Here is a 26,999-nt window from a genome sequence, read left to right as displayed (position 1 = left end):
AATGCATCGAGAAAATTTAAATCAACTTTACGGCAATCTTCATGATAAAACATCCATTGAAATCCTTAAGGGCAATTACTTTATAGACGAATTAATCGATTCTCCAAATGATCAAAGGTTTGGACTTACTTTGTTAATTAGACCAAGTGAGAAAATTAAAATTGAAATTGAAAACTTTCTGAATAAGAGTAAGGAAATTGAACCTGAAGAATATTATTATCCCAAATCAGATATGCATATAACTGTTTTATCAATCATTTCTTGTCATTCAGATTTCAATATTTCAAAAATCTCAGTTAATCAATATTCAGACATTATTTCCAAGAGCTTTAATGAGGTTGAAAATTTTGAAATAGAATTTAAAGGTATTACTTTATCAAATTCAGGAGTTCTGATCAAAGGTTTTCCAACTAACGATTCCCTAAATAATTTACGTGATAATCTAAGGTCAAATTTTAAAAAAGAAGATCTTGAAAATAGCATTGATTCTAGATATTCAATATCAACAGCTCATATTACTACGATAAGATTTAGAAAAAAATTGAAAAACCCAAAAAATTTTTTAATTTTCTTAGAGCAATATAAGAATTATAATTTTGGCACTTTAAAGGTCGAAAATATTGAACTTGTGTCTAATGATTGGTACCTTAGAGAGAAAAACGTAAAAAAACTAAATCAGTTCATAATATAAAATCTACTTTGAAAAACCGTTTTATTCCAGCTGTAGCGAAACCTTTCCATGTCGAAAATTCCTAGATTCTTCGGCAAATTGTACTTTTAGCAATGCCATTTCCATTGTAAACGGCGATAATTGCAATTTTTGTACCATCAAAACTATTTTAAGGATTATAATTTATTTTCTATTACACAAAATGAAGATACAAATGGAGCACTCAAGAAAAAGGACGTGCAATCCCAAATAACATAACTTTCTCATTTTTAGCTATTTGTTTATTTATACATTTGTTTTACTAAAGTAAAATCATTAAATTTGATTAGCTTTTGAAAAAGGAAACGAATAGCAGATTTCTGCACGATTTTTGGGATATGATCTTTATTTTTTTGCGAGTATTTTAGTCACATGCCGTTCCCTATTTTCCCCAGGAGAAAATAATTATTAGTGTGAGCGTATCCTATTTAAAAATAAATAAATTTAGATAAAATCAGAAGCAATTGATTTTTAATTAGTTATATAAATATTAGTTTGAATTCTTTAGTGGTAATGCAACTTACATCCATCTGCAAAAAGAAACAGTTCAATTTAGACAAAACAAACTTTAAATCTCACATATTATGCAACAACCATCAACAAAACGACGTATTCCATTTTTTGCAATTGTCTTCCTCTTAGTTTTAGTGGCAATTCTTGGTTACTACTTGTTCATTTATAATCCATGAGAAGGGAATCAATTTTTCTAATTCTTTTGATTTTGTTATTTACTTTTGGTTTAGGGAACTTATTCAAATATCAGATTCTTACCATTGAAATTTTAACAAAAAACAAAGAATTCGTTTCTGTATTGAAAGACATCATAACATTAATAGCAATAATAGTAGGTGCTATTCTTTCTTATTTTAGATTTTTTATAGGAAGAACTTTTTCTGCAAAAGCTGAAATTGAATTTGAAGTTTCTTTAATTGAAACTCCCAACAATTTGATAATGCATACTGTTACAGTTACCATTGTTAATAAAGGAAACCTTACTATTTGGGAACCATTAGCAAAGATTGGTATTAAAGAATTTAACACAACTAAAGACAAAAGAGAACAAGTCATTGAAAAATTCCTTGAAAAATCTTATTTCGGTGACGAAGGAAAAAGAGACATGGTTGTAGACGCAGGTGAAAAAGCCTATTTTATGATTTGGAGAGAATTTGACAATACTACTTGGGCTGTTACTTATTCTGCAGAAATTACTTCATCAAATGGACGTAAGTGGCAAAAAACTATAACAATTGCAAATAAAATAAAGGCATCATAATACGTCATTATATACTAAACTCTTTAGAAAACCTGCTTTAGAATTTCATGAAATTGTGATTTATGGACCATTCAAAATGACAGTTAATACGGCTCGAATGCAATAGAATATTTTCGTCTTACTTAGTATTATGCATAACATTAGAAAAACATTTTATGTCAAATATTATGAATCTAGATTTCCAACTAGCTATAGCAAAAAAAACTATTTACATCTTTCATATAATTACTGACCAAATGGAAAAACCAATATTTGAAAAAGAATGTTTACTCCAAAAATATCCAGGTAAAGGTGGTTGGACATTTGCCGAAATTGCAGGAATTCAACAAAATAAAAACACTCCTTTTGGTTGGGTAAAAGTAAAAGGAAAGATTGATGCGTTTGAATTTAGTAATTTTAATTTAGCCCCTATGAGAAATGGTAAATTGTTCATGGCAGTTAAAGCTGCAATTAGAAAGAAAATAGAGAAACAAGCCGGAGATTATGTGAAAATCCAATTATTTGCAGACAATTCCATTTTTGAAATTCCAGAAGAAATTATAGATTGTTTGAAATACGATCAAAAAGCGTATGAAAAATTTATAACATTAAAAGAAAGGCATCAAAAAGAATTTATAAAATGGATTTACGCAGCAAAAAAAGAGGAAACCAAAGCTATCCGAATCAATGCCATGATGGATAATATTTTAAAAGATGAATTTCTATATAGAAAGAAAGAACTTTAATTATTCCATCCATCAACACATTCTATAACCCTAAGCTGTGCTTTAAAAAAAAACATCATTCTTTTTGAATAGTTTTTTAAAGGAATGCGTCAGCTTTACTATAAAAAAATGTATCGAGAAGCATCTGATTCAAAATGCTTCTCGATACCATTTTTAAAGCATACCATTTCCAATTCTAATGCAGGAGCCAACGGAAAATCTATTGGAATTTGAATGAGATTGTGCAAATAATTCATTGCTGTTTTATCACTAATTTGCAGTATTAAATCCACCATATTTTCGTTGGTGTATCCATTTTCAAAAAAAATAGCTACTTTTTCCGCACTAGCTCTTCCTTTATTTTTACTTATATCGGCTGCTACTTGTACTAAAGAATGTAATTTGGGATCGGTGCTTCGTGGATTTCTGATATCCAATAATTGATCATCGGAGAAACCATTCATTTTTCCTAAAACCAAGTGGACACTTTGACAATACAAACATCCATTTACTTGGCACACGATTAAGTTTACGGCTTCTTTTTCTTTGTTGTTCAAAGATGTTTTAGCGTTTTGATAGGCTAAGAATCGTGTCAATCCATTATCGGAATGGGCGATGGCAGCTTACAAATTTAGGTGCAAATCTAAGGCTTTTTGTAAGTTATCGAAAATATCTTGGTTGGCTAGAGCTACTTCTTCTCGTGTGGGAACGGTGAATGTTTTCATTTTTATAATTATTTAAAGTACTTGTCGTTATTGACATTACAAAGATGCGACGACATTAAAAGACAGAGAATGGAGGAAAGACGCAATGAAATGGATGATTCTTCCAACTTTTATTGCTGTAATCTTGTAGATGAAGAATAAAAACAATGTCTTGTCCCATTTTCGAAACTTCATTTACTTATCAAAACTAAATTAAAATAGTAGCGGTTTTCCTGACGCATGATTTCTAGCCGCGATAGAGCCGATATCCTTTGTGAGGAACGAACAAAGATAAAGGTGAAAGCGGGAAATAGCTCCTATAAACCCTTTGCCACTCCATAAAAAATCGATAAATTAGCCACTTCAAATTATACTTAAATCCAAGATGAAAAATACTGCACTGACGCACATACACGAGAGTTTGGGAGCTAAAATGCTACCGTTTGCCGGATACAACATGCCTATTTTATACGAAGGCGTAAATGCTGAACACGAGGTGGTTCGCAAAAGTGTTGGCGTTTTTGACGTTTCGCATATGGGCGAATTTTTACTTTCTGGTCCAAATGCATTGGCTTTGATTCAAAAAGTAACTTCGAATGATGCTTCAACTCTAACAATTGGTAGAGCGCAATATTCGTGTTTACCAAACCATGATGGCGGAATTGTAGATGATTTGATTGTTTATAAAATTAAAGAGGAACAGTATTTATTGGTGGTAAATGCTTCGAATATAGATAAAGACTGGGATTGGATTTCAAGCCATAATGATTTGGATGTTGACATGAAAAACCTATCGGATGATTATTCTTTATTGGCCATTCAAGGTCCAAAAGCAGTTGAAGCGATGCAATCCTTATCATCCATCGATTTATCGGCAATTCAATATTATCATTTTGAAGTGGCTGATTTTGCCGGAATAGAACATGTGATTATCTCGGCAACTGGTTATACTGGCTCAGGTGGTTTCGAAATTTATTGCAAAAACGCTGAAGTGGAACAAATTTGGAATACCGTTTTTGAAGCTGGAGCATCTTTTGGAATTAAACCTATTGGTCTTGCTGCTCGTGATACTTTGCGACTCGAAATGGGCTTTTGTTTGTACGGAAACGATATCAATGATACTACTTCGCCATTAGAAGCTGGTCTGGGTTGGATCACGAAATTTACAAAAGAATTTACCAACTCAGAAAACTTAAAAAAACAAAAAGAAGTAGGAGTTAGCAAAAAATTAGTGGCTTTCGAAATGCTTGAACGCGCGGTGCCAAGACACGATTATGAAATTGTTGATGCATTAGGTAAAAAAATTGGAATCGTAACTTCGGGAACGATGTCGCCTTCAATGAATATTGGAATTGGAATGGGATACGTGACTACAGAAAACAGTAGTATTGGCAGTGAAATTTTTATCCGAATTAGAAAAAATGATGTTCCAGCCAAAGTCGTGAAATTGCCTTTTTACAAGAAATAAGAAAATGGAAATGACAATTTCAATGGCAAAAATAAATTTAGAATAACAAATGAAGCAATTTGCACTTTTTCTCTTTTTGACAACATACTCCCTTTTTGGTCAAAATAGTGCAAAAACATGTGAAATTCTTACCAATATAACTACCTTAATTCAAAAAGAACATTACCAACCAAAGCCGATAGATGACAGTCTATCGGTTTATGTTTTTGATATGTTTTTAGATGATTTAGACAGCAACAGAAATTTATTTACCAAAAAGGAATACGATAAACTTTGTAAACACAGACTACTTCTCGATAATTATATCCTAGAACATGACTGTACTTTTATCAATGATTTTGTAGCTACTTATCAGTTTGCATTAGAAAGAAAGAAAAAAACACTGGAGAAAATTCAAAAAGTTGATTTTGATTATCAAACAAAAGATACTGTTCAATTTTCTAAAAAAAACTTTCCATTTGATCTGCTCGAGACTGATGTTGAGAAGCGATGGGTAAAGAGAATGAAGTACGATATCTTAGAAGACATTTCTAAAATAAGCTCTAATTTGGATTCACTGAACCAGAACTTTTTAAAATTGGAAAAGACTTCAAAAGCAAAAATTTTCGAATCGAATTTATGCAAAGTAAGCGGTCTATTGAACAGTTCGAAAGGAATAGAATATGATCTTCAAAATAATTTTTTAAATATCTTTTGTACGTATTTTGACCCTCATACTAATTATTTTTCATTGGATGAAAAAACCAATTTTATGTCTAGTTTATCAACTACTGGTTATTCGTTAGGGCTAAATGTCACTCTAAATGATAAAGAAGAAATACTTATTGCAGATATTGTTCCTGGAAGTCCTGCCGCATTTTCTAAAAAGTTTGAAAAAGGCGATGTGATTTTAAAAATCTCCAATAAGAAAGGCGAAGATTTTTTGGTTTCTTGTACATCTTTGGAAAAACTTGGAGAATTAATTTATTCGGATTCCAATAAAGAAATTGAATTAACGATTCAGAAAAAAAACGGAACTATTATAAGTGTGCTCCTCAAAAAACAAATAATGAAAACGGTGGCCAATACGGTATATAGCTTTATTGCCGAAAAAGAAACACGAATTGGTTATATCAATATTCCAAGTTTTTATTCCGATTTTGAAGGAATAGATGGTAAAGGTTCTGCTTATGATGTAGTCGTTGAACTTGCAAAACTTAAAAAAGACGACATCCAAGGAATGGTAATTGACTTACAGGATAACGGTGGTGGCTCTATGGTAGAAGCTGTAAAATTAGCTGGATTGTTTATTGATTTTGGTCCTGTTTCCATTTTAGTTGATAATAAAAAAAAGCAAACTGTACTAAAAGATTATATTCATGGTATAGCTTATAATGGTCCCATTGTGGTTTTGACTAATGGAAATTCAGCCTCTGCGAGCGAATTTTTTGCAGCAGCATTGCAAGACTATAATAGAGCGATAGTAATTGGCAGTACTACTTTAGGCAAAGCAACAATGCAATCAATAATTCCATTGGACAAAAACCAACAGGAATTTGTAAAATTAACGATCGAAAAATTTTATAGAATTACTGGAGAAAGTAATCAAATAAAGGGAATCAAACCGGATGTTAGTCTTCCAATATTATTTGACAGCATTATACCACGTGAAAGAAGTTTCAAAACAGCATTGAAATATGACGAAATAAATTCAAAAACTAAATTCAATCCATTTCCAAAAGCCTACTTTCAAAAAGCCGTAGAATTAAGCAATTTACGAACAAAAAATAATACTAGGTTCAATGAAATAATAGCTATTAACAAAGAAATAAATACAATATACAATAGTCAAAAAAAAATGCTTATAATGACGTTTGAAAATGTATTTAATGATATTCATGCGATTGATTCGCTATGGAAAAAAATAAAAAACAACACAACAATTCTAACGAATTGCACAATTGTGAACAATTCATACGATTCAGAAAAAATAAAATCAGATGCTTTTCAACAAGAAATCAATAGTTCAAAAATTAATGAATTGAAAACAAATCCCTATCTCGCAGAAGCAATTACAATATTGAATGATTTCAATGTTTTGAATAAATAATTGACCAAGCAAAAAAATAAGGATTTTATTAAATCAAAATGCAATTGATTCATAAAAATATTTGAAAAAATAACTAATAACTGTATTTTTGCAGTTCATAATAAAAATTAGCAATGGGAAGAGCGTTTGAGTTCAGAAAAGGAAGAAAAATGAAACGTTGGTCAGCAATGGCCAAAGCATTTACCAGAATTGGAAAAGATATCGTAATGGCTGTAAAAGAAGGTGGTCCAAATCCTGAAGCCAATTCTAGATTAAGAGCGGTTATCCAGAATTCTAAGGCAGTAAATATGCCCAAAGAAAATGTAGAACGTGCTATTAAAAAAGCAACGGACAAAGATACTGCCAATTATAAAGAGGTTTTATTTGAAGGGTATGCTCCTCACGGAATTGCCATTTTAGTAGAAACTGCAACTGATAATAATAATAGAACGGTTGCCAATATTCGTAGCTATTTTAACAAGTGTAACGGAACATTTGGAACACAAGGTTCAGTAGAGTTTATGTTTGATCATACGTGCAATTTTAGAATACCCGCTGAAGGTATTGATCCCGAAGAATTAGAATTAGAATTAATTGATTTTGGAGCCGAGGAAGTTTTTGAAGACGAAGATGGAATTTTAATTTATGCGCCTTTTACAAGTTTTGGTACGATTCAAAAAGAATTGGAAAGTAGAAAAATAGAAATTCTTTCTTCTGGTTTTGAACGTATTCCACAAATTACAAAAAAACTATCGGAAGATGAAGTGGCTGATGTAGAAAAATTAATAGAAAAAATTGAGGAAGATGATGACGTAATGAACGTCTATCATACTATGGAGGAATAAGTGTTCAGTTAACAGTGAACAGTAAAAAAGTATTCAGTAAAAAGTAAAAAACTCCATTCTTGCGAATGGAGTTTTTTACTATCTTAATAATTAGTACTTAAATCTTTGTACTTATAAACTTATTTTATAAATTCTATTTTTTGTACTTCTTCTTCGTTGATACTGTCAAAGAACCCTTGTTCGTTCATCCAGTCATCGCTAAACACTTTACTCATATATCGGGAACCATGATCAGGAAAAATAGCTATAACATTACTATTTTTGTCAAATTCACCTTCTTCAGCATATTGTTTTATAGCTTGTAGTACTGCACCAGAAGTATAGCCTACAAATAAACCTTCTTTTCTTGCTAATTCTCTTGTAGAATGCGCACTTTCTTCGTCGGTTACTTTCATAAATTGATCAATAACATCAAAATCTGTTGCTGATGGAATCAAATTTTTACCTAAACCTTCAATTCTGTATGGGTAGATTTCGTTGTTGTCGAACTCTTTCGTTTCGTGGTATTTTTTTAATACTGAACCAAAAGCATCAACTCCTAGAATTCTAATATTTGGGTTTTGTTCTTTTAGATATTTTGCAGTTCCAGAAATAGTTCCTCCTGTTCCACTGCAAGCAATTAGATGGGTAATTTTACCATTTGTTTGCTCCCAAATTTCTGGACCAGTAGATTTGTAGTGGGCATCAATATTAAGCTGATTAAAGTATTGATTGATATAAACTGACCCCTTAGTTTCCTCGTGCAGCCGTTTGGCTACATTATAATAAGAACGTTCATCATCTGCAGAAACATGAGCTGGACAAACGTATACTTTTGCTCCTAAACTACGAAGCATATCAATTTTATCTTTTGAAGATTTTGAGCTTACCGCTAGGATACAATTATAACCTTTTATGATACTCACCATGGCCAAACTAAAACCAGTATTACCCGATGTAGTTTCAATAATAGTATCACCAGGCGAAAGTATACCCCTTTTTTCGGCTTCTTCAATTATAAAAAGAGCAATTCTGTCTTTGGTAGAATGTCCAGGATTAAATGCTTCTACTTTCGCGTAAAAATTTCCTTTAAATTCTTCTGTAACTTTATTTAGTTTAATAAGCGGTGTGTTGCCTATTAATTCTAAAATATTGTTATAAGCTTTAATTTCTTGTTTCATAAAAAAATAGTTATTCAAGGACACTTTTTATTTTAACCTAAAATCCCTGCAAATTTAACAAAAATTTTTGAATTACTTTTCAATTTTCTCTAAATCTAATAAAAAACTGAATTCTTTTGCTAATTCTTTAATAGCTTCGAACCTTCCTGAAGCACCTCCGTGTCCTGCATCCATATTTGTATCTAAAAACAAAACTGAGTTATTAGTTTTCAAATTTCGCAATTTAGCTACCCATTTTGCAGGCTCCCAGTACTGTACCTGAGAATCATGCAATCCAGTTGAAATATACATATTAGGGTAATTTTGTTTTTTAACATTATCGTAAGGAGAATAAGAAACCATATAATTGTAATATTTTTTAACGTTTGGATTTCCCCATTCATCATACTCACCTGTTGTTAGTGGAATACTTTCATCTAACATTGTCGAAATTACGTCTACAAAAGGAACCTGAGCAATAATACCATTATATAATTCTGGAGCCTTATTTATAATTACTCCCATTAATAATCCTCCTGCTGATCCACCCTCGGCATATAAATGCTTTGGTGAAGTATATTGCTGTTCAATCACAAATTTGGAGCAATCTATAAAATCGGTAAATGTATTTTTCTTTTTCATCAACTTACCGTCTTCGTACCATTGTCGCCCTAAATCTTCACCGCCACGAATATGTGCAATTGCAAAAATAAAACCACGGTCAAGCAAGGTTAATCGAGTCGATGAAAATGTTGCATCTATTGAATGACCATAAGAACCATAAGCGTATAGAAGCATTGGGTTTGAACCATCCCTTTTGATTCCATTTCTATAAACCATCGAAATAGGAATTTGAGTTCCATCTTTTGCTTTTGCCCAAAGACGTTCTTCGGTATAATTATTTTTGTCGAATTTTCCACCTAGGACTTCATGTTCTTTTATAACATTTTTGACCTTTGTATTCATATTAAAATCTATAACCGAGGAAGGCGTGGTCATTGATTGATACGAATACCGCAAAACATCCGTATTAAAATCTACATTTGTAGACGTATAAGCAGTATAAGTCTCACTTTCGAAAGGCAAATAATATTCCCCTTCTCCACTCCAAGGCATAATTCGAATTTTATTCAATCCATTGGAACGTTCTTCAACGACCAAAAAGTCTTTAAAAATTTCAATATCTTCTAATAAAACATCCTCACGGTGCGGAATAACTTCTGTCCAATTCTCTTTGGAAGTAGCCGTTTCCAGCGTTTTCATTAACTTAAAATTCGTCGCTTTATCTTTATTGGTCATGATGTAAAAACTATCGCCATAATGCTTAATGCTGAATTCTAAACCTCGTACCCGTTTTTGAAAAACTCTAAATTTCCCATCTGGATTGTCAGCTTCCAATATTCTAAACTCAGTAGTTAGAGTACTTCCTGATTCGATAGCCAAATATTTTCTAGATTTCGATTTGGCAATTTCAACATTAAAAGTTTCATCTTTTTCAAAATAAACCAATTTATCATCCGCTTGTGAAGTTCCTAGTTTATGTTTGAATATTTTATCCGATCGCAAAGTAATTTCATCTTGACTAGAATAAAAAATGGTCTTGTTGTCATTTGCCCAAACGGCATTTCCGGATACTTTTTCTATTTTATCAGAAAGAATCTTACCTGTTTCTAAATTTTTTACTTGAATATCGTAAATTCTACGTCCAACATAATCTATACTAAATAGAGCCAATTTATTGTCAGGGCTAACACTTAAACCTCCTAATTGGAAATAAGATTTACCTCTTGCCAATTTATTGCAATCGAACAGTACTTCTTCTTTTGCCGTAAGGCTTTCTCTTTTTCTTGAATAAATAGGGTAGTTTTTCCCAGTTTCAAAACGGGTGATGTAGTAATAACCATTATAGAAATAAGGAACAGACTCATCGTCTTCCTTTATTCTACCCTTCATTTCTTCAAACAATTCATTTTGAAAATCCTTGGTATGAGCAGTCATTTTTTTATAATAGGCATTCTCTTTTTTCAGATAATCTAGGACTTCCGGATTTTCTCTTTGATTCAACCAAAAATAATTATCAATTCTGGCTACACCAAATTTTTCTAATGTTTTAGGAATCATTTTGGCGATTGGCGGTTGAATTTTTCGAATCATGTTTACTATTTTTAATTTTTAAAGGTAAAATGCAAAAATAACATAAAGTCACATTAGAATGAATCCGTAATTTATTAATCTTATCACAAATATCAATACGCAATATAGTAACTTTGCAATAAACAATCTTAAAACTATAAAAATGGATTTAATGGGAATGATGGGTAAATTGAAAGAAACCCAACGAAAAATGGAAGAAACAAAATTGCGTATGGATTCGGTTTTAATTGACGAACAAAGCAATGATGGGGATTTGAAAGTTACGTTTACTGCCAACGGAAAATTAAAATCAATCTCAATTGCTGATTCTTTATTGGAAGACAAAGAACAATTAGAAGATTATTTGATTGTTACTCTTAATAAAGCAATTGAAAAAGCGGCTAAAGTAAACCAAGCAGAGCTAGATGCTGTTGCCAAAGTTGATATACCAATGATTCCAGGAATGGATGAAATGTTTAAATAATTAATTTAAAACTCAAAAATTGAATATTTAAAATATGAATTTTACAATAAAATTTTTAGCACTAATTTGTGTAGTTTTCCTATTTTCTTGTTCAGGGGACACTCCTTCAGCTGAAACCAATGTAGTTAAAGATGATTTTAGTTATTTATCTGTAAATACCTCAGGGAAAATTGAAAAAACTGGAAACAATACTGGTAAATTAAGTCCGTTTTCTAAATTTGAAGGATTAACAAATGGAACTATCCTTGGCTTGAATACAATTGCTTGTAATTCAGATAAGATATATTTAATTGAACATATCCCACCAACTGATAAGTTATTCGTTTTTGATAGAAATACAAAAACAACTATTTCCAAAAAGTTACTTTATCCTAAAGAAATAATTGGAGACGAACCTACTATGACATCATTAGTTTGGGATGAATCAAATAAAATGCTTTATGGAATCGTTGTAAATAATCCAAATAGCAGTTCTCCAAATAATTTGTGTTATTTTATAAAAATTAATCCTAATACTTTAGAAATAAGTTATGAAGGTTTGACTTTTAAACAAACCGCATCCTACACAACTTTTTTCAATGCTGGCAAACTTTATAGTTCCTACCATAATGATAATACAATTGAAATAAATTTAAGCAACAATACTTCAAAAGCAGTATTATTTAACAATTCTAAAATCTCTTTTATGAGAGCAACTTCTTATAGCAATAACACAGCATATTGCTTAATCAACAAAATTAATGGAGGTGTTGCTTTAGCAAAAATTAATTTAAGTGATTATTCTTATGAAGATTTGTTACCAAATGAAACTTTGGGTATTTTTAATCCAACTGGAAAAGGATATATTGACCCATCTACAAATGAATATGTATGTTATATGATAAAAGATGCTCAATACTGCCTATTAAAATACAATATCTCAACTAAAATATTTTCGGCAATTAAGTATACTTTAGATTCGTCAATTAATAATAACATATTGATTATTGACAAGGTAGCTAATTAAAAAATTATCATAAAAAACAATGTCGTTAAATTACGATAAGCTTATTATTCCAGGAATGGATGAAATGTTCAAATAAAAAATATTTTATAGCAAATTAAATCCAAATCGATATGAATAATTACAAAAACTGGCACGAAAAACATTTTGAAACTCTTGGCTTTGGTAGTCGATTAGCCGATTCAGTGGCCAAAGGAATGGGTTCTTGGAAATTCATTATAGTTCAAACCATCTTAGTTTTACTTTGGATGGGATTGAATCTTATTGGTTTTATTTATCATTGGGATGCGTATCCGTTTATATTACTTAATCTCGTTTTTTCGACTCAAGCTGCTTATGCTGCCCCAATTATTATGATGTCGCAAAACAGACAAAGCGAGAGAGATAGAATGCAAGCTCAGGCAGATTATCAAACTAATATCGAAGCGAAACAAGAAATAGAAGCTTTAACCATAATCCTCAATAAACTAGACATTGAAAAATTAGACAAAATTATTGCACTTTTGGAAGAAATAAAAAACAAAGGTTAAGGTTTGAAGTTTTATACTAAAAATTTAAACCTTAATTCTATAAAATCATTTTTTCTAAAGTTTCCAAAACATAGGTATGCATCACTTCTCTATAATCCAGATGTGTCACGATGCGAAGTTTTCCGTGACCCATAGCGCTTATAGAGATTCCTTTTTGTTTTAATTTACTCATTAAAACGGCTTCATTAATATTAGATTGAATCGAGAAAATTAAAATATTAGTTTCCACTGGTTCAACTTTGGCAACCCAATTCAACTTTTCTAATACCGCTCCTAATTCTTTGGCACGTCTATGATCTTCTGGCAATTTATTAAAATTGTTTTCCATTGCATAAATTCCGGCTGCCGCCAAATAGCCTACTTGACGCATTCCGCCACCTAATATTTTTCGGATTCTAAGCGCTCTATGAATAGTCGCTTTATCAGACAATAAAACCGAACCAATTGGAGCTCCCAAGCCTTTAGACAAACAAACAGAGATTGTATCAAATACTTTTCCGTATTCTGTTGGATTATCATTGGTAGCAATCAAAGCATTCCAAATTCTGGCTCCATCCAAATGAAATTTTAAATTATTGGCATTACAAACCTTTCTTATTTTTCGAAACTCTTCAAAATCATAACAGGCTCCACCGCCTTTATTAGTTGTGTTTTCGACACAAACTAAACTTGTCAACGGACTATGATAAAATTCTGGATCATTGATAGAAGCGGCAACTTGCTCAGCGGTAATCATTCCGCGATTTCCGTCGATCAAACAACAAGAAACACCACTGTTAAATGAGGCTCCACCACCTTCATAATTATAAACGTGCGCATATTTGTCGGCAATTAATTGCTCACCTGGTTGGGTATGGAGTTTTATGGCTGTTTGATTGGCCATAGTTCCTGAAGGAAAAAACAAACCTGCTTCCATTCCAAACATTTCGGCAACTCTAGATTCTAATTCAATTACCGTTGGATCTTGCTTATAAACGTCATCCCCTACTTCGGCACGAAACATTGCGCGCAACATATCCTGTGTTGGTTTGGTAACGGTATCACTCACTAAATTTATTTCCATATATTCTTTAGATAGTTTACTTTTGCTTTTTTTTATAAAACAAATGTTAATTTGAAGGATTTTTTAGCCCCGATAGTAGTGGAAATCCTTTTCTTTTTTTTCTTTAAAAAAAGAAAAGATTACAACGGATAGCGGGATTAGCTTCAAATAATTATTCGCAAAATTACTATAATTTATGACAACTACCGAACAAATAAAAGGTATTGTAGAGCGCCTTGGTGCGTTGAGGAGGTATCTTTGACGTTGATGCTAAATTAATTGAAATCACTAACGAAGAAGAGAAAACTTTGGCTCCCGATTTTTGGAATAATCCAAAAGAAGCTGAAATCTACGTAAAAAATCTTCGTTCCAAGAAAAAATGGATTGAAGATTACAATAAAGCAGTTGAAATGACTGACGAGTTGCAATTAGGGTATGAATTCTACAAAGAAGGGGAATTCACTTCAGAAGAATTGGATGAGCAATATAATCTAACTCAAAATCATATTGAAGCCATTGAATTCAAAAACATGTTGTCTGACGAAGGTGACAGTTTAAGTGCTGTTTTGCAAATTACAGCGGGTGCAGGCGGAACAGAAAGTTGCGATTGGGCCTCGATGTTGATGCGAATGTATATGATGTGGGCCGAAAAATCGGGTTACAAAATACGGGAACTCAACTATCAGGAAGGCGATGCCGCTGGTATAAAAACCGTAACATTGGAAATTGAAGGTGATTATGCTTTTGGTTATCTTAAAGGCGAAAATGGAGTGCATCGATTGGTACGCATCTCTCCTTTTGATAGTAATGCGAAACGTCACACTTCATTTGCTTCGGTTTATGTGTATCCTTTGGTTGATGACACTATTGAAATTGAAATCAATCCTGCCGACATCGAAATCATTACCTCGCGTTCGAGTGGTGCTGGTGGACAAAATGTGAATAAAGTGGAAACCAAGGTGCAATTGTACCATAAACCTTCTGGGATTCAGATTCAATGTTCAGAAACGCGTTCGCAACACGACAATAGAAACCGAGCGATGCAAATGCTTAAATCGCAATTGTATGAAATTGAGCTCAAGAAACAACTAGCACAGCGCTCTGATATTGAAGCCGGAAAAATGAAAATTGAATGGGGTTCTCAAATCAGAAATTATGTAATGCAACCGTATAAATTAGTAAAAGACGTTCGAACTGGACACGAAACTAGTAATGTAGATGGCGTTATGAATGGTGATATAGACGAATTCCTAAAAGCCTATTTGATGATGATGGGACAAAAGGAAGAGGAATAGATTTTAGATTGCAGATTTTGATTGCAGATTTTGATTGCAGAATAAACAAATATTGCCCGACAAATTTAATAAACTTGTCGGGTTTATTTATATTTTACAATCCTGAATTTAATTCTACGAGGTTTCCCATGATTATATTGGGATTTTGATTTGGGTCAAGCCAATGAATTAATAATTTCATATTTGCTTCGTCAATTGCCACACATCCAGCAGTATAATTGGGTTCTTTTGTAGCCAAATGAAAAAATATAGCACTTCCCTTCCCTTTTATTATTGGATTTCTATTGTATTCTATTACCACACAATATTTATAGGCATCGTTTTTTAATAATAGATTTTCAAAGGATTTTGCATTAATAACACCACTAATGTGTTTATTGTAATCAGCTGAATTTACATCATCTATCCATTTGTCATCCTTGGTCGATTGTTGGTTTTCAAGTAAAATATTACCTTGTTTTTCATAAGAAAATAATTTTCCCAATTTAAAAATTCCAGTGGGGGATTTTCCATCGCCTTCAGATTTTTGAAGTGGATGAGCAAAGCCTTTTTTTCCAATTCCCGCATTTATTGGACCTTGTTTCACAACCCAATGATTGTCTTTTTTTTCTAATACTACCAAAACTGCACGATAACTTTCAATTTGCTCATTGTACACCACTATTAATTGCTCAACATTTTCTAATTGGTATTTATTATTCATTGCAATTTTTAAAGCATTTTCAACTTCGCTGATTCTTGACTGCGCCTGAAGATTTGAAACCGAAAAAAGTATCATCATACAAAAAGTAGATTTAATTTTGCACTTCATTATTGTTGTATTTATTGTTAAATATAATGCTAACCTTGTCCATTTGAACGCAACTTTTAATAAGTTTTTAATTCTCTTATGATTAATATAAAGTTAAAAAAATAAACAATTTAGGAAATGCAATTCAAATTTACTTTATTTGATAACTTTATCCCAAATTAACTAAATAATATCATAATTTGAAAACCTATTCCATACTAGAAATAAATGATGTTTTAAATGGCACAATAGTTGGCGATTCTTCAATTAAAATTTCAGCTCCAGAACAATTAGAACTTGCCAAAATTACTGAGATTTCTTTTATAGGAAACAAAAAATATGAAAAATATTGGGGAAATTCCAATGCCTGCGCAGCAGTTGTAAACGAAGATATTTCTATTCAACCTGGTAAAAACAAGGCTTTCATCAAAGTGAAAAATGCAGATTTAGCCATGTCCCAAGTATTGGAACTTTTTTCTCCTCCTACTCCATTTTTCAGCACTAAAATTCATCCATCGGCAATTATAGACAAAACTGCAGTTATAGGTAAAGAGTCAAAAATTGGTGCAGGAAGTTATATTGGTCCAAATGTACAAATCGGAGAAAATGTTACAATATATCCAAATGTTACCATTCTTGACGAATGTACCATTGGAAAAAACTCAATAATTTGGTCAGGTGCGGTAATTCGCGAACGATGTCACATTGGTAATAATTGCATTATTCATCCCAACGCTACTATTGGTGCTGATGGTTTTGGATTTCGTCCATGTCCTGAAAGAGGCTTAGTTAAAATTCCTCAAATTGGAAATGTAATTTTAGGAAATGGTGTAGAAATTGGCGCCAATTCTTGTATCGATAGAGGAAAATTTAGTTCAACTATTTTGGGTGATGGTTGCAAAATTGACAATTTAATTCAAATTGGACATAATAGTAAACTGGGTAAATTCTGTATAATGGCTGGCCAAAGTGGATTGGCTGGTTCTGTAACACTAGGAAATGGCGTCCTTATTGGCGGAAGCGCATCTATAACAGATCACGTCACTATAGGAGATGGTGCAACTATTGGAGGCGGATCTGGAGTAACTAAGGATGTTCCTGCAAAATCAACCCTCTTAGGTTATCCCGCCATTGATGCTCGTGACACATTGAGACAATGGGCAATTTTGAAAAGGTTAGTAAAAGAATCAAAGAAATAGATTAATAAAATAATCAAAACAAAGAAAACACGAATTTCAAGAATTTACACAAATTAATTTGTGCCCATTCTTGAAATTCGTGTTTCACTTTTTAATCCATTTCATTAATCTACTTCACTTTTAATTTTAGTTAGTTGTTAATGAATTTTCGTAATTTAGCGTTCGCTTTTTTAAACACAAATACAATTTCAATATGGACTTGAACTTCAATAAAAACGAAGACCACAATAAACTTTTAGTTTCGAACTTAAAACATAAATTCACTAAAGTTAAATTGGGTGGTGGTGAAGAACGCATCAAAAAGTTACATGCCGAAGGAAAAATGACTGCGAGAGAGCGCATCGATTATTTACTTGACAAAGAAAATCGTATAGAAATCGGTGGATTTGTGGGAGAAGGAATGTATGCAGAATATGGTGGTTGCCCCTCTGGAGGAGTTGTTGTAAAAATAGGCTATATCAATGGAAAACAATGTATTGTAGTTGCCAATGATGCGACTGTAAAAGCTGGGGCTTGGTTTCCAATAACGGCAAAGAAAAACCTAAGAGCCCAAGAAATTGCAATGGAAAACAGATTACCAATAATTTATTTAGTGGATAGTGCTGGTGTATTTTTACCATTACAAGATGAAATATTCCCTGACAAAGAACACTTTGGACGCATTTTTAGAAATAATGCTTTAATGAGTAGCATGGGAATTATACAAATCTCGGCTGTGATGGGAAGTTGTGTTGCTGGAGGTGCCTATTTGCCAATTATGAGTGATGAAGCTCTAATAGTTGATAAAACCGGAAGTATTTTCTTAGCAGGAAGTTACTTAGTTAAAGCAGCCATTGGAGAAAACATAGACAATGAAACACTTGGCGGCGCTACTACACATTGCGAAATTTCGGGTGTAACCGATTATAAAGCAAAAGACGACAAAGACGCATTAGACAAAATAAAAAACATAGTTAATAAAATTGGCGATTACGACAAGGCTGGTTTTAGTAGGATTAAATGCGAAAAACCAGCATTAGACGAAAATGAAATATATGGCATTTTGCCAAAAGCTCGAAATGAGCAATATGACATGATGGAAATCATCAAACGCTTGGTAGATAATTCTGAGTTCGAAGGCTACAAAGAAGGCTATGGACAAACAATAATCACAGGATATGCCAGGGTCGAAGGTTGGGCTGTGGGAATAGTTGCCAATCAACGAAAAGTGGTTAAAACCAATAAAGGTGAAATGCAATTTGGAGGCGTAATTTATTCTGATTCTGCCGATAAAGCCACTCGATTTATCGCTAATTGCAATCAGAAAAAAATTCCATTAGTTTTTATTCAAGATGTAACGGGGTTTATGGTAGGATCCAAATCGGAACATGGTGGAATCATAAAAGATGGTGCTAAAATGGTAAATGCTGTATCTAATTCAGTAGTACCAAAATTCACTATAATAGTAGGAAATTCCTATGGAGCCGGAAATTATGCCATGTGCGGAAAAGCATATGACCCTAGATTAATTGTTGCTTGGCCAAGTGCTGAACTTGCCGTTATGGGAGGAACACAAGCGGCCAAGGTTTTAGCGCAAATCGAGGCTTCTTCGCTAAAAGCAAAAGGAGAAATCGTTGATGAAGCTATAGAAGCTGCATTATTTGATAAAATAAAAGCACGATACGACGAACAAACTTCTCCATATTATGCTGCATCACGACTTTGGACTGATGCAATCATTGATCCATTGGATACTAGAAAATGGATTTCTATGGGAATTGAAGCAGCAAATCAAGCTCCAATTGAGAAAAAATTCAATCTAGGGGTTATTCAGGTTTAAATTTATTCTACTTTTTAGGTTTCAATTTTAAGAATTATTTAGAGCATTTCTAGTTAAAAATTAGTAACTTAGTGTTAACTTTTAATTGAAATGTTATGACTAATGTAAAAAGTTTGAATAAATGGGCCAATGCGCACACTTATTTATCAGTAGATTTAGTTCGAATTGCAGTAGGGGTATTTTTGTTTTCTAAAGGAGTTACTTTTATTACAAACATCCAATATTTAGTAGAGTTATTAGCCCCTTTTGACAAATCCAATGGTGGAATGTTCGGAATGTTTATGGTACATTATATTGCTTCCGCTCATTTTCTTGGTGGTATTTTAATTGTATTTGGATTACTCACCAGATGGGCAATTATTGCACAACTACCTATTTTAATTGGCGCCGTTATCATCAATTTTTTGGGCGAAATGCACTCGCAAAATTTAATAATTTCATTGTCTTTAGTTGCAATTTGTATCTTTTTCTTGATATACGGTAGCGGTAAACATTCTGCTGATTATTTTTTTAAAATGGACGAGTAATATTGTTTACTGTTTCTTTTAATCCTCCAATAAATACTAAGAGAACTAAATAAAATATAAAGCGCGTTTATTCATAATCAATTGGACTAAAACCTATATTTTTCACTAACAAAAAAGAGAGGATTTTTTAAGTCCTCTCTTTTTTTATTTAATTATTAGTAAGTTGAGCTATACTGAGCCTTCTTAAAATTTTACCTGTCATCGTTTCTTTAAATTTAGGTAAAAATTTAATTTCTTTTGGTTTTTCAAATTTGTCAAGTACATTAAACACAGAATCTTGAATATCCAATGGTTCTCCTTCGACAAATAGAACTATTTTTTTTCCCAGTATTTCATCTTTTTGTCCATAAATAAAATAACGTCTAGGAATCAATGTAGAAAGTTTTTCCTCGATTGCTTCAGGTAATATTTTAACACCACCACTATTGATAACATTGTCAATTCTACCTTTCCAACTAAACTGGGTATCTGAAACCAAATTCACAAGGTCATTAGTAACAATTAAATCATTACTTATGTTTTTTGCGTTGATCACAAGACACTGTTCCTCATTTACAGATACGGTTACATTTGGTAAAACAGTGAAATTTTTCTCTCCAATTTTTTTGGCTGCAATATGAGTAATTGTTTCAGTCATACCATAAGTTTCGAAAATTTCCATTGGCAATTTTACTAACTCATCTTCTAATGCTTTATGCACCTTAACTCCGCCTATAATTAATTTTTTTATTTTCCCAGCTTTCAATTGGTCCAATGAATTCTTAGCTTGTAGTGGAACCATGGCAGAAAAATCATATACTTTTTCATTGTTTTTTAATGGGTTTGATGTTGGCTTTACAAATTCCATATCTAAACCTAAAATAAATGAACGAACGAACATCATTTTACCAGCTACATAATTAGTAGGTAAACAATGTAACATGGTATCACCTGGCTTTAAGCCAAAGAAATCACCAGTTGCCAATGCCGAATCTAACATGGCTTGTTTTTCGATTTTAAATACTTTAGGATTTCCTGTAGAACCTGAAGTCTGTAATTCGATAAATGATTTATCATCAAACCAATCCAATAAAAAATTACCAACATGTTGCTCAAAAGGTTCCCCTTCTTTTATGAAACTGTAAGCAACATAATACATTTGCTCTAAATTTATATGGTAACCATTCAGTTTAAAACGATTATGTATGTTTTTGTATGTTATTTTATTCATTATAATATTATTTTAGTATAATTATTGTTCAGTTATTGGTTGGATTTTGCCAGTAAGTTTATCAGTCCAATTAATCCATTTATATCTTTTAGCAAATATATATAAGATAATCGGATACACAATTAGAATCGAAACTATCATTTCATTTAACATATCAACAGGATTTTCAACTCCTGAATATTTAAAAAGGGCATCTGTTTTTAAAGCAGTAAAATCTGAAGTAATTAATAGCGCTGCCATAAGATTATTACCTAAATGAAATCCTAAAGCTAGTTCTATACTTTCATCCATTAAAGTCATTATTCCAAGTAAAATACCAGTTCCAATATAAAAAATCATTACACCAAAACCCATTTTGGCCACTTCGGGATTGGCACTATGAAATAATCCAAAAACAATAGAAGTGAATAGTAACGGAAACCATCTGTTTTTAGCAATTACACCTATTTGTTGCATTAAATATCCTCTAAATAAATATTCTTCTAACCCAATTTGGAATGGAAAAAAAAGCAAACTAATTATAAATAAAATTGAGAACTTTAAAGGGTTAAAATTCCATTGTATCATAGAATTATCAATTGAATAAGAAATAACAAAAACCACAACATTTAACAAAACAATTAATCCAAGAGAGAAAAAAAATCTATTATAATCGATTTTTTTTCTAGAAGTAGTTAATGATATTATGTTTCTTTTATGCAAATTATGAACCAAGAAAAACAATAACCCTAACAAAAACATAAATGGCGTAAGATTTAATATAAGTGACCAATTATTGGGGATTTCATTCATTGATTTATAAACATTTTCCATTTGCTCCTTTGACATCATAAAATAGGCAATACTGTTGCCTACAAAAATCCCAGCTGTAAAAAAGGTTGTGATAAAAACTCTCCACCATGCATTATTTCCTTTATAGGCTTGTTCTATAAACATTTACAAAAATTTATTTAATTTAGAATTGGAGTGTTATTCACTTATTATAATATCCCGAATTTAAAACTTTTTTCTGTTTTTATCACTTACTTTGCAAAAAAATAAATCCCTTTTTTATGATTCAAATTTATCATAACTCGCGCTGTACAAAATCGAGAGAATGTCTTGCATTTATTGAGAAATCTGGTTTAGAATTCGAAGTTGTTAAATATCTTGAAGCGATTCCAAGTTTTGAGGAATTAAAAAAAATTATTGAAAAACTTGGTATAACACCAATAGAATTAGTCCGCCAAAAAGAAAAAATTTGGATGTTAAATTTCAAAGGGAAACCAATGACTGATGATGAAATTATTCAAGTTATGGTTGAAAATCCAATTCTAATTGAAAGACCAATAGTAATTAATGGAGAGAAAGCCATTATTGCAAGACCATTAGAAAACATAAATTCTATTCTTTAAAAATGTTTCATAAATATTTTAACATTATTTTATGAACTGCCCTTTAAACTAAATACATTTCCAACAATCTAAATTTACAAACTTCAATTGATGAAAAATATCACGTACCTATTTATTTTTATCCTACTTTTAACCTTTTCAATTAATTATTCGCAACAAAACCCCCAGGTTGCAAAAATAAAAATCACTGGAAATGTAATTGAAAAAAACAGCAAACACCCTTTAGAATATGCTACTATTACATTTTTAAACTCTAAAAATCCAAAGGCAAAAACGGGAGGAATTACCAATCAAAAGGGAGATTTTAACATTGATGTAATTCCTGGTGATTATGATATTAAAATCGAATTTATATCATTTACTCCAATAATTTTAAAGCAAAGAAAATTAGAAGTAAGCACAAATTTAGGGCAAATTGCTTTAATTGAAGATGCCACACAATTAAATGAAGTTGTGGTTCGGACTGAACAAACGTCTGTCTCTATAAAATTGGACAAAAAAGTATATAACGTAGGCGCAGATTTAATGGTAAAAGGGGGAACAGTAAGTGATGTTTTAGATAACATTCCATCCGTTTCAGTAGATTCAGATGGAACTGTGAGTTTGCGCGGGAACAGTAACGTTCGAATTTTAATTGATGGAAGACCATCAAATGCAATCAATATTAGTGAAGCTCTACGCCAAATTCCAGCCGATGCTATAGATAAAGTCGAAGTAGTCACCAATCCATCTGCGCGATATGACTCAGAAGGAGGTGGCGGATTATTGAATATTATTCTTAAAAAAGGAAAAAATCTAGGTTTAAATGGTGCACTAATTACATCTGTAGGTAATCCTGAAAATTATGGAGTTTCTGGGAATATTAATTACAAAACAGAACATTTTAATTTATTTACAACAACTGGTTATAATTACCGCACGAATCCCGGAAATTCATTTACAAATACTGAATATCTAAATTCAGATGGAAGTACTAAAAATTATATTAATGAAAGCAAAAATAACAACCGAATAAGAGAAGGTTATAATTCGAATTTTGGTTTAGATTGGTATCTTAACAATTCAACAACTTGGACAAACGCTTTTAATATAAGAAAAAACAATGGCAACAGTCCTGAAACGGTTACTTATAATAATTATGATTTGAATCACCAATACGTTTCTACTACGTATCGCAATAGCACACAAAATAGCGATAGCCAAGATATGGAATACACTTCAAATTTTATTAAAAAATTCAAAAAAGAAGGACACAAATTTACTATTGATGCGGCGTTTTCAAAAGATAAAGACAATGATAATTCCATAATAACTAGTGCTGTTTTAGAAAAAACAAGTAGTGCACAGAAACAAAACGAAAGTTTGATTCAAACAGATTATGTTTTGCCTTTTGGAAAAGAAAGTCAGTTTGAAATGGGCTATAAAGGTAATTTCAATAGTTTATTTACAGATTACAAAGTGGGGAATTTAGACAATTCTGGGAATTATACTCCAAACAATCAATTTACGAACATATTGGATTATAAAGAAAAAGTGAATGCTTTATACACGCAATTAGGAACAAAAATAAATAAATTATCATTCTTGTTCGGAATGCGTTGGGAGGATTCAAAAATCAATGTCAATCAATTGGTTACAAATGATTTTAACACCAAAAAGTACAACAATTTCTTTCCAAGTGCTTTCGTTACCTATGAAATATCAGATGAAAGTAGTACGTCGATCAGTTATAGTCGAAGAATTTCAAGACCAAGAGGAAGAATGATCAATCCATTTTCCAATTACACTAGTAATATCAATATTTTTAAAGGAAATCCCGATTTGAATCCTGCTTTTACAAATTCATTGGATTTTGGCTACTTAAAACGTTGGAATAAACTAACGTTTAATACTTCGATGTATGCAAATAAAACAACAGATTCGTTTCAATTCATCCGAAGAGAAAATGGCGATTTTGTAAATGGAACTCCTGTAATTTTAAGCACACCAATAAATCTAGCCACAGAAAACCGTTTTGGATTCGAATTTACATTGAATTATTCACCCTATAAATGGTGGAAATTAAATACTAATTTTAATTTTTTCAAAGTCGATACTAAAGGAGATTATACCTATACTAATTCACAAAATGTACTTATTACTCAAAATTTTGACAACAATGCTAGTTCTTGGTTTACACGATTGACTTCTAAAATAACATTACCCTACAAAATTGATTGGCAATCAAATGTAACTTATAATGGACCTCAAAGTACATCACAAGGTCGTGTTTTAGGTAACATGAGTGCAAATTTAGGTTTTAGTAAAGATATGTTCAAAGAAAAAGGAACCTTAGCGCTCAATGTTCAGGATGTGTTTAATTCTAGAAAAAGGAAATATGATACATTTATTCCTGGTGTCCTAAACTCCTATAGCGAAATGCAATGGCGTACTAGGCAAATTAATTTATCATTTACTTATCGATTCAATAAACCAAAGGAAAAAGAAAAACCTCAAAAAAGAGAATCAGATAATGGTGGTGAAGAGTATTAACACTAAAAAAAATGCAAAAAAAATCATTCTACATTTTTTTTAATTGTTGTCCGATTAAATCTTTTCTCAATAGATAAAACAGAATAGGTACAGTCCCTAAGGGACATTAGGATGAGATTGACTTGATTTATTTCTACCAATATTTTGCTCCTCACGGAGCACACCTCGTAGAGGTTAAGTATTGGTAGTAAGAAAGTTGTAATATGTGATTTGTCCCGTAGGGACTGTACTTTTATAAAGAATTAATTTTATCGGACAATAATGATTTTTTTTTATAAAACTATCCTATTAAAAATTAATTAACTAATGGCATTAAGACAAATATCCTGATTACATTTGATAGTGTTTTCATAAGAATTTTTAGATTTATTCAATTTATTTGAAACTCTTAAATTAAAAATTTATGAAAAATAATAGAACCTTGATTATTGCAATATTGCTAATATTAGCCATTGGCAATTATACAAGAATTATAGATCACGGCACTATCCGAACAGTTGAATTTTTAGCTATATTTGCCATTGGAGCATTATCTTCTTTATTAATTAGAGAAGTTGCATTAAAAATCAAAGGCAAATAATTTTATGAAAAATCCGCAAATCCTTATATTATTTCTTATTGGAGCAGTGCTTACTGTAATTGGTGCTGTTTTCAAAATAACAAACGAGCGTCAAGATATAACCAGTTTTTTTTTAATTATAGGAATGACTTTCGAAGCTATAGCTGGTATTTTATTGATAATAAAATTATTCAAGAAAAATAAATCAGATTCATTTTTGGATAGTTAATTTACAAATTGGCATAATAAAAAAGGCATTCTCAAATCAAAATTGAGAATGCCTTTTTTATTTATTTAGGATGCTAAAATTTAGCGCTGTCTTGCAACCTCACCATGATGGGTTAAATCCAGTCCTAATTCTTCATCTATATCGTTTACACGAACAGGAATAAATCTATTAATAATTTTAAACAATAATACTGTAAAACCAAAAGCATAAGTTGTAGCAAACAAAATCGCAACACATTCTTTAAACAACAGCATTCCGTCTCCTCCAAAAAATAAACCATTAGGAATTGCTGAATTTATAGTACTATTTGCAAAAAAACCTAAGCAAATAGTTCCTATAATCCCTCCCATTCCATGAACTCCCCATACATCTAATGCATCATCCCAACCTTTCTTTTCTTTATATTTTACAGCCAAAAAGCATCCACAAGCGGCAATAATTCCAATCACTGCTGAAGAATAGATATCTACATATCCTGCTGCAGGTGTTATGGTTGCTAAACCAGCAACTGCACCCGTCATTAGTCCTATAAAGGTTGGTTTCTTTTTGCCTGTATTCCATTCAATCAACAACCAAGTAATGGCTGCAAAAGAAGCAGCAGTATCAGTGTTTAAAAAGGATGAAATAGTAATTGAATTAACTGCTAATTCACTTCCAGCATTAAATCCGTACCAACCAAACCAAAGCAATGCAGTACCAATAGCCACCAAAGGAATATTATTAGGTTCATTTTTTTGATGATTTCTTTTTCCAACAAAATATACGGAAGCTAAAGCAGCAAAACCCGCAGTTGCATGTACTGTAATTCCACCTGCAAAGTCAAAAACGCCCCATTCAGCAAGCAATCCACCTCCCCAAATCATGTGAACAAAAGGGTAATAAACGAATATTTGCCAAAATATAAGGAAGAATACATAGGACTTAAAAGTAACTCTATTAATAAATGCTCCAGTAATTAATGCAGGAGTAATAATGGCAAACATCATTTGGTATGCAATAAATATATATTCAGGAAATCGTTTATCAGCAGAATATAACGTAGATGGGGTTATGCCGTGGTAAAAAGCTTTATCAAAATTTCCAATTATCCCAAAAAAATCAGTTCCCGAACTCATATTTCCACTAAAACAAACCGAATAACCAAAAGCAAACCAGAGTATGGTTCCTATTCCCATAGAAACAAAACTTTGCATCATTATACTTAAAATATTTTTGTTACATCCCAATCCTCCATAAAAAAAGGCAAGTCCGGGAGTCATCAACATTACCAAACTTGTGGCAAGAATCATAAAAGTGGTTAACCCTACATCTAACATAATCGTATATATTTAATTTTGTGCAAA

25 protein-coding genes are annotated in these 26,999 nt (G+C 31.7%); 17 read left to right on the top strand and 8 right to left on the bottom strand.

What is annotated here, in order from left to right:
• Window position 1 precedes the first annotated feature (1 nt).
• The 3 genes from E0F76_RS10540 to E0F76_RS10530 all read left to right on the top strand — a co-directional run bounded on the left by E0F76_RS10540 (window position 2) and on the right by E0F76_RS10530 (window position 2,707).
• Window positions 2–691, top strand: coding sequence for a mutarotase (locus E0F76_RS10540; protein WP_132005340.1), 690 nt, complete (start codon window positions 2–4; stop codon window positions 689–691).
• A gap of 703 nt (window positions 692–1,394) precedes the next feature.
• Window positions 1,395–1,982, top strand: coding sequence for a hypothetical protein (locus tag E0F76_RS10535; RefSeq protein ID WP_132005337.1), 588 nt, complete (start codon window positions 1,395–1,397; stop codon window positions 1,980–1,982).
• A gap of 236 nt (window positions 1,983–2,218) precedes the next feature.
• The gene (locus E0F76_RS10530; RefSeq protein WP_132005334.1) at window positions 2,219–2,707 is read left to right on the top strand and encodes a YdeI/OmpD-associated family protein; all 489 of its coding nucleotides are present in this window, start codon (window positions 2,219–2,221) and stop codon (window positions 2,705–2,707) included.
• A gap of 98 nt (window positions 2,708–2,805) precedes the next feature.
• Here the strand turns inward: E0F76_RS10530 and E0F76_RS10525 are convergent, their stop codons facing one another.
• On the bottom strand, window positions 2,806–3,282 hold the full coding sequence (locus E0F76_RS10525; RefSeq protein ID WP_281275277.1) for a carboxymuconolactone decarboxylase family protein: 477 nt from the start codon (window positions 3,280–3,282) through the stop codon (window positions 2,806–2,808).
• 493 nt (window positions 3,283–3,775) lie between these two features.
• Here E0F76_RS10525 and gcvT point away from each other — a divergent pair, with 493 nt between their 5' ends.
• The 3 genes from gcvT (at window position 3,776) to E0F76_RS10510 (ending at window position 7,771) form a co-directional block, all read left to right on the top strand.
• Complete coding sequence (gcvT, locus tag E0F76_RS10520; RefSeq protein WP_132005331.1) at window positions 3,776–4,858, top strand: glycine cleavage system aminomethyltransferase GcvT; 1,083 nt, start codon at window positions 3,776–3,778, stop codon at window positions 4,856–4,858.
• A gap of 49 nt (window positions 4,859–4,907) precedes the next feature.
• Complete coding sequence (locus E0F76_RS10515; protein WP_132005328.1) at window positions 4,908–6,947, top strand: carboxy terminal-processing peptidase; 2,040 nt, start codon at window positions 4,908–4,910, stop codon at window positions 6,945–6,947.
• 113 nt (window positions 6,948–7,060) lie between these two features.
• Window positions 7,061–7,771: a YebC/PmpR family DNA-binding transcriptional regulator gene (locus tag E0F76_RS10510; RefSeq protein ID WP_132005325.1), complete on the top strand. Its 711-nt coding sequence runs from the start codon at window positions 7,061–7,063 to the stop codon at window positions 7,769–7,771.
• Between the two features lie 119 nt (window positions 7,772–7,890).
• On the opposite strand, the gene E0F76_RS10505 is transcribed toward E0F76_RS10510, so the two are convergent.
• Both E0F76_RS10505 and E0F76_RS10500 read right to left on the bottom strand, forming a co-directional pair.
• Complete coding sequence (locus E0F76_RS10505) at window positions 7,891–8,931, bottom strand: PLP-dependent cysteine synthase family protein (RefSeq protein WP_132005322.1); 1,041 nt, start codon at window positions 8,929–8,931, stop codon at window positions 7,891–7,893.
• 72 nt (window positions 8,932–9,003) lie between these two features.
• A complete protein-coding gene (locus tag E0F76_RS10500) occupies window positions 9,004–11,064 on the bottom strand; it encodes a S9 family peptidase (RefSeq protein WP_132005319.1) in 2,061 nt (686 codons plus the stop codon).
• Window positions 11,065–11,206: 142 nt separating this feature from the next.
• Here E0F76_RS10500 and E0F76_RS10495 point away from each other — a divergent pair, with 142 nt between their 5' ends.
• The 3 genes from E0F76_RS10495 to E0F76_RS10485 all read left to right on the top strand — a co-directional run bounded on the left by E0F76_RS10495 (window position 11,207) and on the right by E0F76_RS10485 (window position 13,060).
• On the top strand, window positions 11,207–11,527 hold the full coding sequence (locus E0F76_RS10495) for a YbaB/EbfC family nucleoid-associated protein (protein ID WP_132005316.1): 321 nt from the start codon (window positions 11,207–11,209) through the stop codon (window positions 11,525–11,527).
• A 34-nt stretch (window positions 11,528–11,561) separates the two neighbouring features.
• Window positions 11,562–12,533: a hypothetical protein gene (locus E0F76_RS10490; RefSeq protein ID WP_132005313.1), complete on the top strand. Its 972-nt coding sequence runs from the start codon at window positions 11,562–11,564 to the stop codon at window positions 12,531–12,533.
• A 110-nt stretch (window positions 12,534–12,643) separates the two neighbouring features.
• The gene (locus E0F76_RS10485; RefSeq protein ID WP_132005310.1) at window positions 12,644–13,060 is read left to right on the top strand and encodes a DUF1003 domain-containing protein; all 417 of its coding nucleotides are present in this window, start codon (window positions 12,644–12,646) and stop codon (window positions 13,058–13,060) included.
• Window positions 13,061–13,097: 37 nt separating this feature from the next.
• Here the strand turns inward: E0F76_RS10485 and E0F76_RS10480 are convergent, their stop codons facing one another.
• Entirely contained in the window at window positions 13,098–14,123 is a 1,026-nt protein-coding gene (locus tag E0F76_RS10480; RefSeq protein ID WP_132005307.1) for a threonine aldolase family protein, read from the bottom strand.
• A 175-nt stretch (window positions 14,124–14,298) separates the two neighbouring features.
• On the opposite strand from E0F76_RS10480, the gene prfB reads away from it, so the two are divergent.
• A protein-coding gene (prfB, locus tag E0F76_RS10475) for a peptide chain release factor 2 (protein ID WP_132005304.1) occupies window positions 14,299–15,397 on the top strand; the annotation gives its coding sequence in 2 pieces (ribosomal slippage) (window positions 14,299–14,361 and window positions 14,363–15,397; 1,098 coding nt in all).
• Window positions 15,398–15,491: 94 nt separating this feature from the next.
• Here the strand turns inward: prfB and E0F76_RS10470 are convergent.
• Window positions 15,492–16,178: a L,D-transpeptidase family protein gene (locus E0F76_RS10470; protein WP_165932680.1), complete on the bottom strand. Its 687-nt coding sequence runs from the start codon at window positions 16,176–16,178 to the stop codon at window positions 15,492–15,494.
• Window positions 16,179–16,387: 209 nt separating this feature from the next.
• Here E0F76_RS10470 and lpxD point away from each other — a divergent pair, with 209 nt between their 5' ends.
• The 3 genes from lpxD (at window position 16,388) to E0F76_RS10455 (ending at window position 19,732) form a co-directional block, all read left to right on the top strand.
• A complete protein-coding gene (lpxD, locus tag E0F76_RS10465; RefSeq protein WP_132005298.1) occupies window positions 16,388–17,386 on the top strand; it encodes a UDP-3-O-(3-hydroxymyristoyl)glucosamine N-acyltransferase in 999 nt (332 codons plus the stop codon).
• A gap of 193 nt (window positions 17,387–17,579) precedes the next feature.
• A complete protein-coding gene (locus tag E0F76_RS10460; protein WP_132005295.1) occupies window positions 17,580–19,205 on the top strand; it encodes an acyl-CoA carboxylase subunit beta in 1,626 nt (541 codons plus the stop codon).
• A gap of 95 nt (window positions 19,206–19,300) precedes the next feature.
• Window positions 19,301–19,732, top strand: coding sequence for a DoxX family protein (locus tag E0F76_RS10455; RefSeq protein ID WP_132005292.1), 432 nt, complete (start codon window positions 19,301–19,303; stop codon window positions 19,730–19,732).
• A 148-nt stretch (window positions 19,733–19,880) separates the two neighbouring features.
• Here E0F76_RS10455 and E0F76_RS10450 read toward each other — a convergent pair whose 3' ends face one another.
• Window positions 19,881–20,942, bottom strand: coding sequence for an AMP-binding protein (locus E0F76_RS10450; RefSeq protein WP_132005289.1), 1,062 nt, complete (start codon window positions 20,940–20,942; stop codon window positions 19,881–19,883).
• A gap of 21 nt (window positions 20,943–20,963) precedes the next feature.
• On the bottom strand, window positions 20,964–21,878 hold the full coding sequence (locus tag E0F76_RS10445) for a CPBP family intramembrane glutamic endopeptidase (protein ID WP_132005287.1): 915 nt from the start codon (window positions 21,876–21,878) through the stop codon (window positions 20,964–20,966).
• Window positions 21,879–21,994: 116 nt separating this feature from the next.
• Between E0F76_RS10445 and arsC the strand changes: the two genes are divergently transcribed.
• From arsC to E0F76_RS10430, 4 genes are all read left to right on the top strand, one after another.
• A complete protein-coding gene (arsC, locus tag E0F76_RS10440; RefSeq protein ID WP_132005284.1) occupies window positions 21,995–22,336 on the top strand; it encodes an arsenate reductase (glutaredoxin) in 342 nt (113 codons plus the stop codon).
• Window positions 22,337–22,426: 90 nt separating this feature from the next.
• Complete coding sequence (locus E0F76_RS10435; protein ID WP_132005281.1) at window positions 22,427–24,868, top strand: outer membrane beta-barrel family protein; 2,442 nt, start codon at window positions 22,427–22,429, stop codon at window positions 24,866–24,868.
• A gap of 403 nt (window positions 24,869–25,271) precedes the next feature.
• Window positions 25,272–25,448 carry a hypothetical protein gene (locus E0F76_RS19320; RefSeq protein WP_165932679.1) on the top strand — a complete coding sequence of 59 codons (177 nt, stop codon included), beginning with the start codon at window positions 25,272–25,274 and terminating at the stop codon, window positions 25,446–25,448.
• A 4-nt stretch (window positions 25,449–25,452) separates the two neighbouring features.
• Entirely contained in the window at window positions 25,453–25,656 is a 204-nt protein-coding gene (locus E0F76_RS10430; RefSeq protein WP_132005278.1) for a GldL-related protein, read from the top strand.
• An 80-nt stretch (window positions 25,657–25,736) separates the two neighbouring features.
• Here E0F76_RS10430 and E0F76_RS10425 read toward each other — a convergent pair whose 3' ends face one another.
• Window positions 25,737–26,972, bottom strand: a complete 1,236-nt coding sequence (locus E0F76_RS10425; RefSeq protein ID WP_181954038.1) for an ammonium transporter — start codon at window positions 26,970–26,972, stop codon at window positions 25,737–25,739.
• Window positions 26,973–26,999: the final 27 nt, after the last annotated feature.

It is taken from the genome of Flavobacterium cellulosilyticum, from assembly GCF_004349355.1.
GTDB lineage: Bacteria > Bacteroidota > Bacteroidia > Flavobacteriales > Flavobacteriaceae > Flavobacterium > Flavobacterium cellulosilyticum.
Note: the sequence above shows the minus strand (reverse complement) of the source record. Positions and strands in the feature narration are given on the sequence as shown.

Coding starts and splice junctions, on each gene's coding strand:
- E0F76_RS10540 (WP_132005340.1), top strand. CDS start 2: ATGCATCGAGAAAATTTAAATCAACTTTACGGCAATCTTCATGATAAA.
- E0F76_RS10535 (WP_132005337.1), top strand. CDS start 1,395: ATGAGAAGGGAATCAATTTTTCTAATTCTTTTGATTTTGTTATTTACT.
- E0F76_RS10530 (WP_132005334.1), top strand. CDS start 2,219: ATGGAAAAACCAATATTTGAAAAAGAATGTTTACTCCAAAAATATCCA.
- gcvT (WP_132005331.1), top strand. CDS start 3,776: ATGAAAAATACTGCACTGACGCACATACACGAGAGTTTGGGAGCTAAA.
- E0F76_RS10515 (WP_132005328.1), top strand. CDS start 4,908: ATGAAGCAATTTGCACTTTTTCTCTTTTTGACAACATACTCCCTTTTT.
- E0F76_RS10510 (WP_132005325.1), top strand. CDS start 7,061: ATGGGAAGAGCGTTTGAGTTCAGAAAAGGAAGAAAAATGAAACGTTGG.
- E0F76_RS10505 (WP_132005322.1), bottom strand. CDS start 8,931: ATGAAACAAGAAATTAAAGCTTATAACAATATTTTAGAATTAATAGGC.
- E0F76_RS10500 (WP_132005319.1), bottom strand. CDS start 11,064: ATGATTCGAAAAATTCAACCGCCAATCGCCAAAATGATTCCTAAAACA.
- E0F76_RS10495 (WP_132005316.1), top strand. CDS start 11,207: ATGGATTTAATGGGAATGATGGGTAAATTGAAAGAAACCCAACGAAAA.
- E0F76_RS10490 (WP_132005313.1), top strand. CDS start 11,562: ATGAATTTTACAATAAAATTTTTAGCACTAATTTGTGTAGTTTTCCTA.
- E0F76_RS10485 (WP_132005310.1), top strand. CDS start 12,644: ATGAATAATTACAAAAACTGGCACGAAAAACATTTTGAAACTCTTGGC.
- E0F76_RS10480 (WP_132005307.1), bottom strand. CDS start 14,123: ATGGAAATAAATTTAGTGAGTGATACCGTTACCAAACCAACACAGGAT.
- E0F76_RS10470 (WP_165932680.1), bottom strand. CDS start 16,178: ATGATGATACTTTTTTCGGTTTCAAATCTTCAGGCGCAGTCAAGAATC.
- E0F76_RS10460 (WP_132005295.1), top strand. CDS start 17,580: ATGGACTTGAACTTCAATAAAAACGAAGACCACAATAAACTTTTAGTT.
- E0F76_RS10455 (WP_132005292.1), top strand. CDS start 19,301: ATGACTAATGTAAAAAGTTTGAATAAATGGGCCAATGCGCACACTTAT.
- E0F76_RS10450 (WP_132005289.1), bottom strand. CDS start 20,942: ATGAATAAAATAACATACAAAAACATACATAATCGTTTTAAACTGAAT.
- E0F76_RS10445 (WP_132005287.1), bottom strand. CDS start 21,878: ATGTTTATAGAACAAGCCTATAAAGGAAATAATGCATGGTGGAGAGTT.
- arsC (WP_132005284.1), top strand. CDS start 21,995: ATGATTCAAATTTATCATAACTCGCGCTGTACAAAATCGAGAGAATGT.
- E0F76_RS10435 (WP_132005281.1), top strand. CDS start 22,427: ATGAAAAATATCACGTACCTATTTATTTTTATCCTACTTTTAACCTTT.
- E0F76_RS19320 (WP_165932679.1), top strand. CDS start 25,272: ATGAAAAATAATAGAACCTTGATTATTGCAATATTGCTAATATTAGCC.
- E0F76_RS10430 (WP_132005278.1), top strand. CDS start 25,453: ATGAAAAATCCGCAAATCCTTATATTATTTCTTATTGGAGCAGTGCTT.
- E0F76_RS10425 (WP_181954038.1), bottom strand. CDS start 26,972: ATGTTAGATGTAGGGTTAACCACTTTTATGATTCTTGCCACAAGTTTG.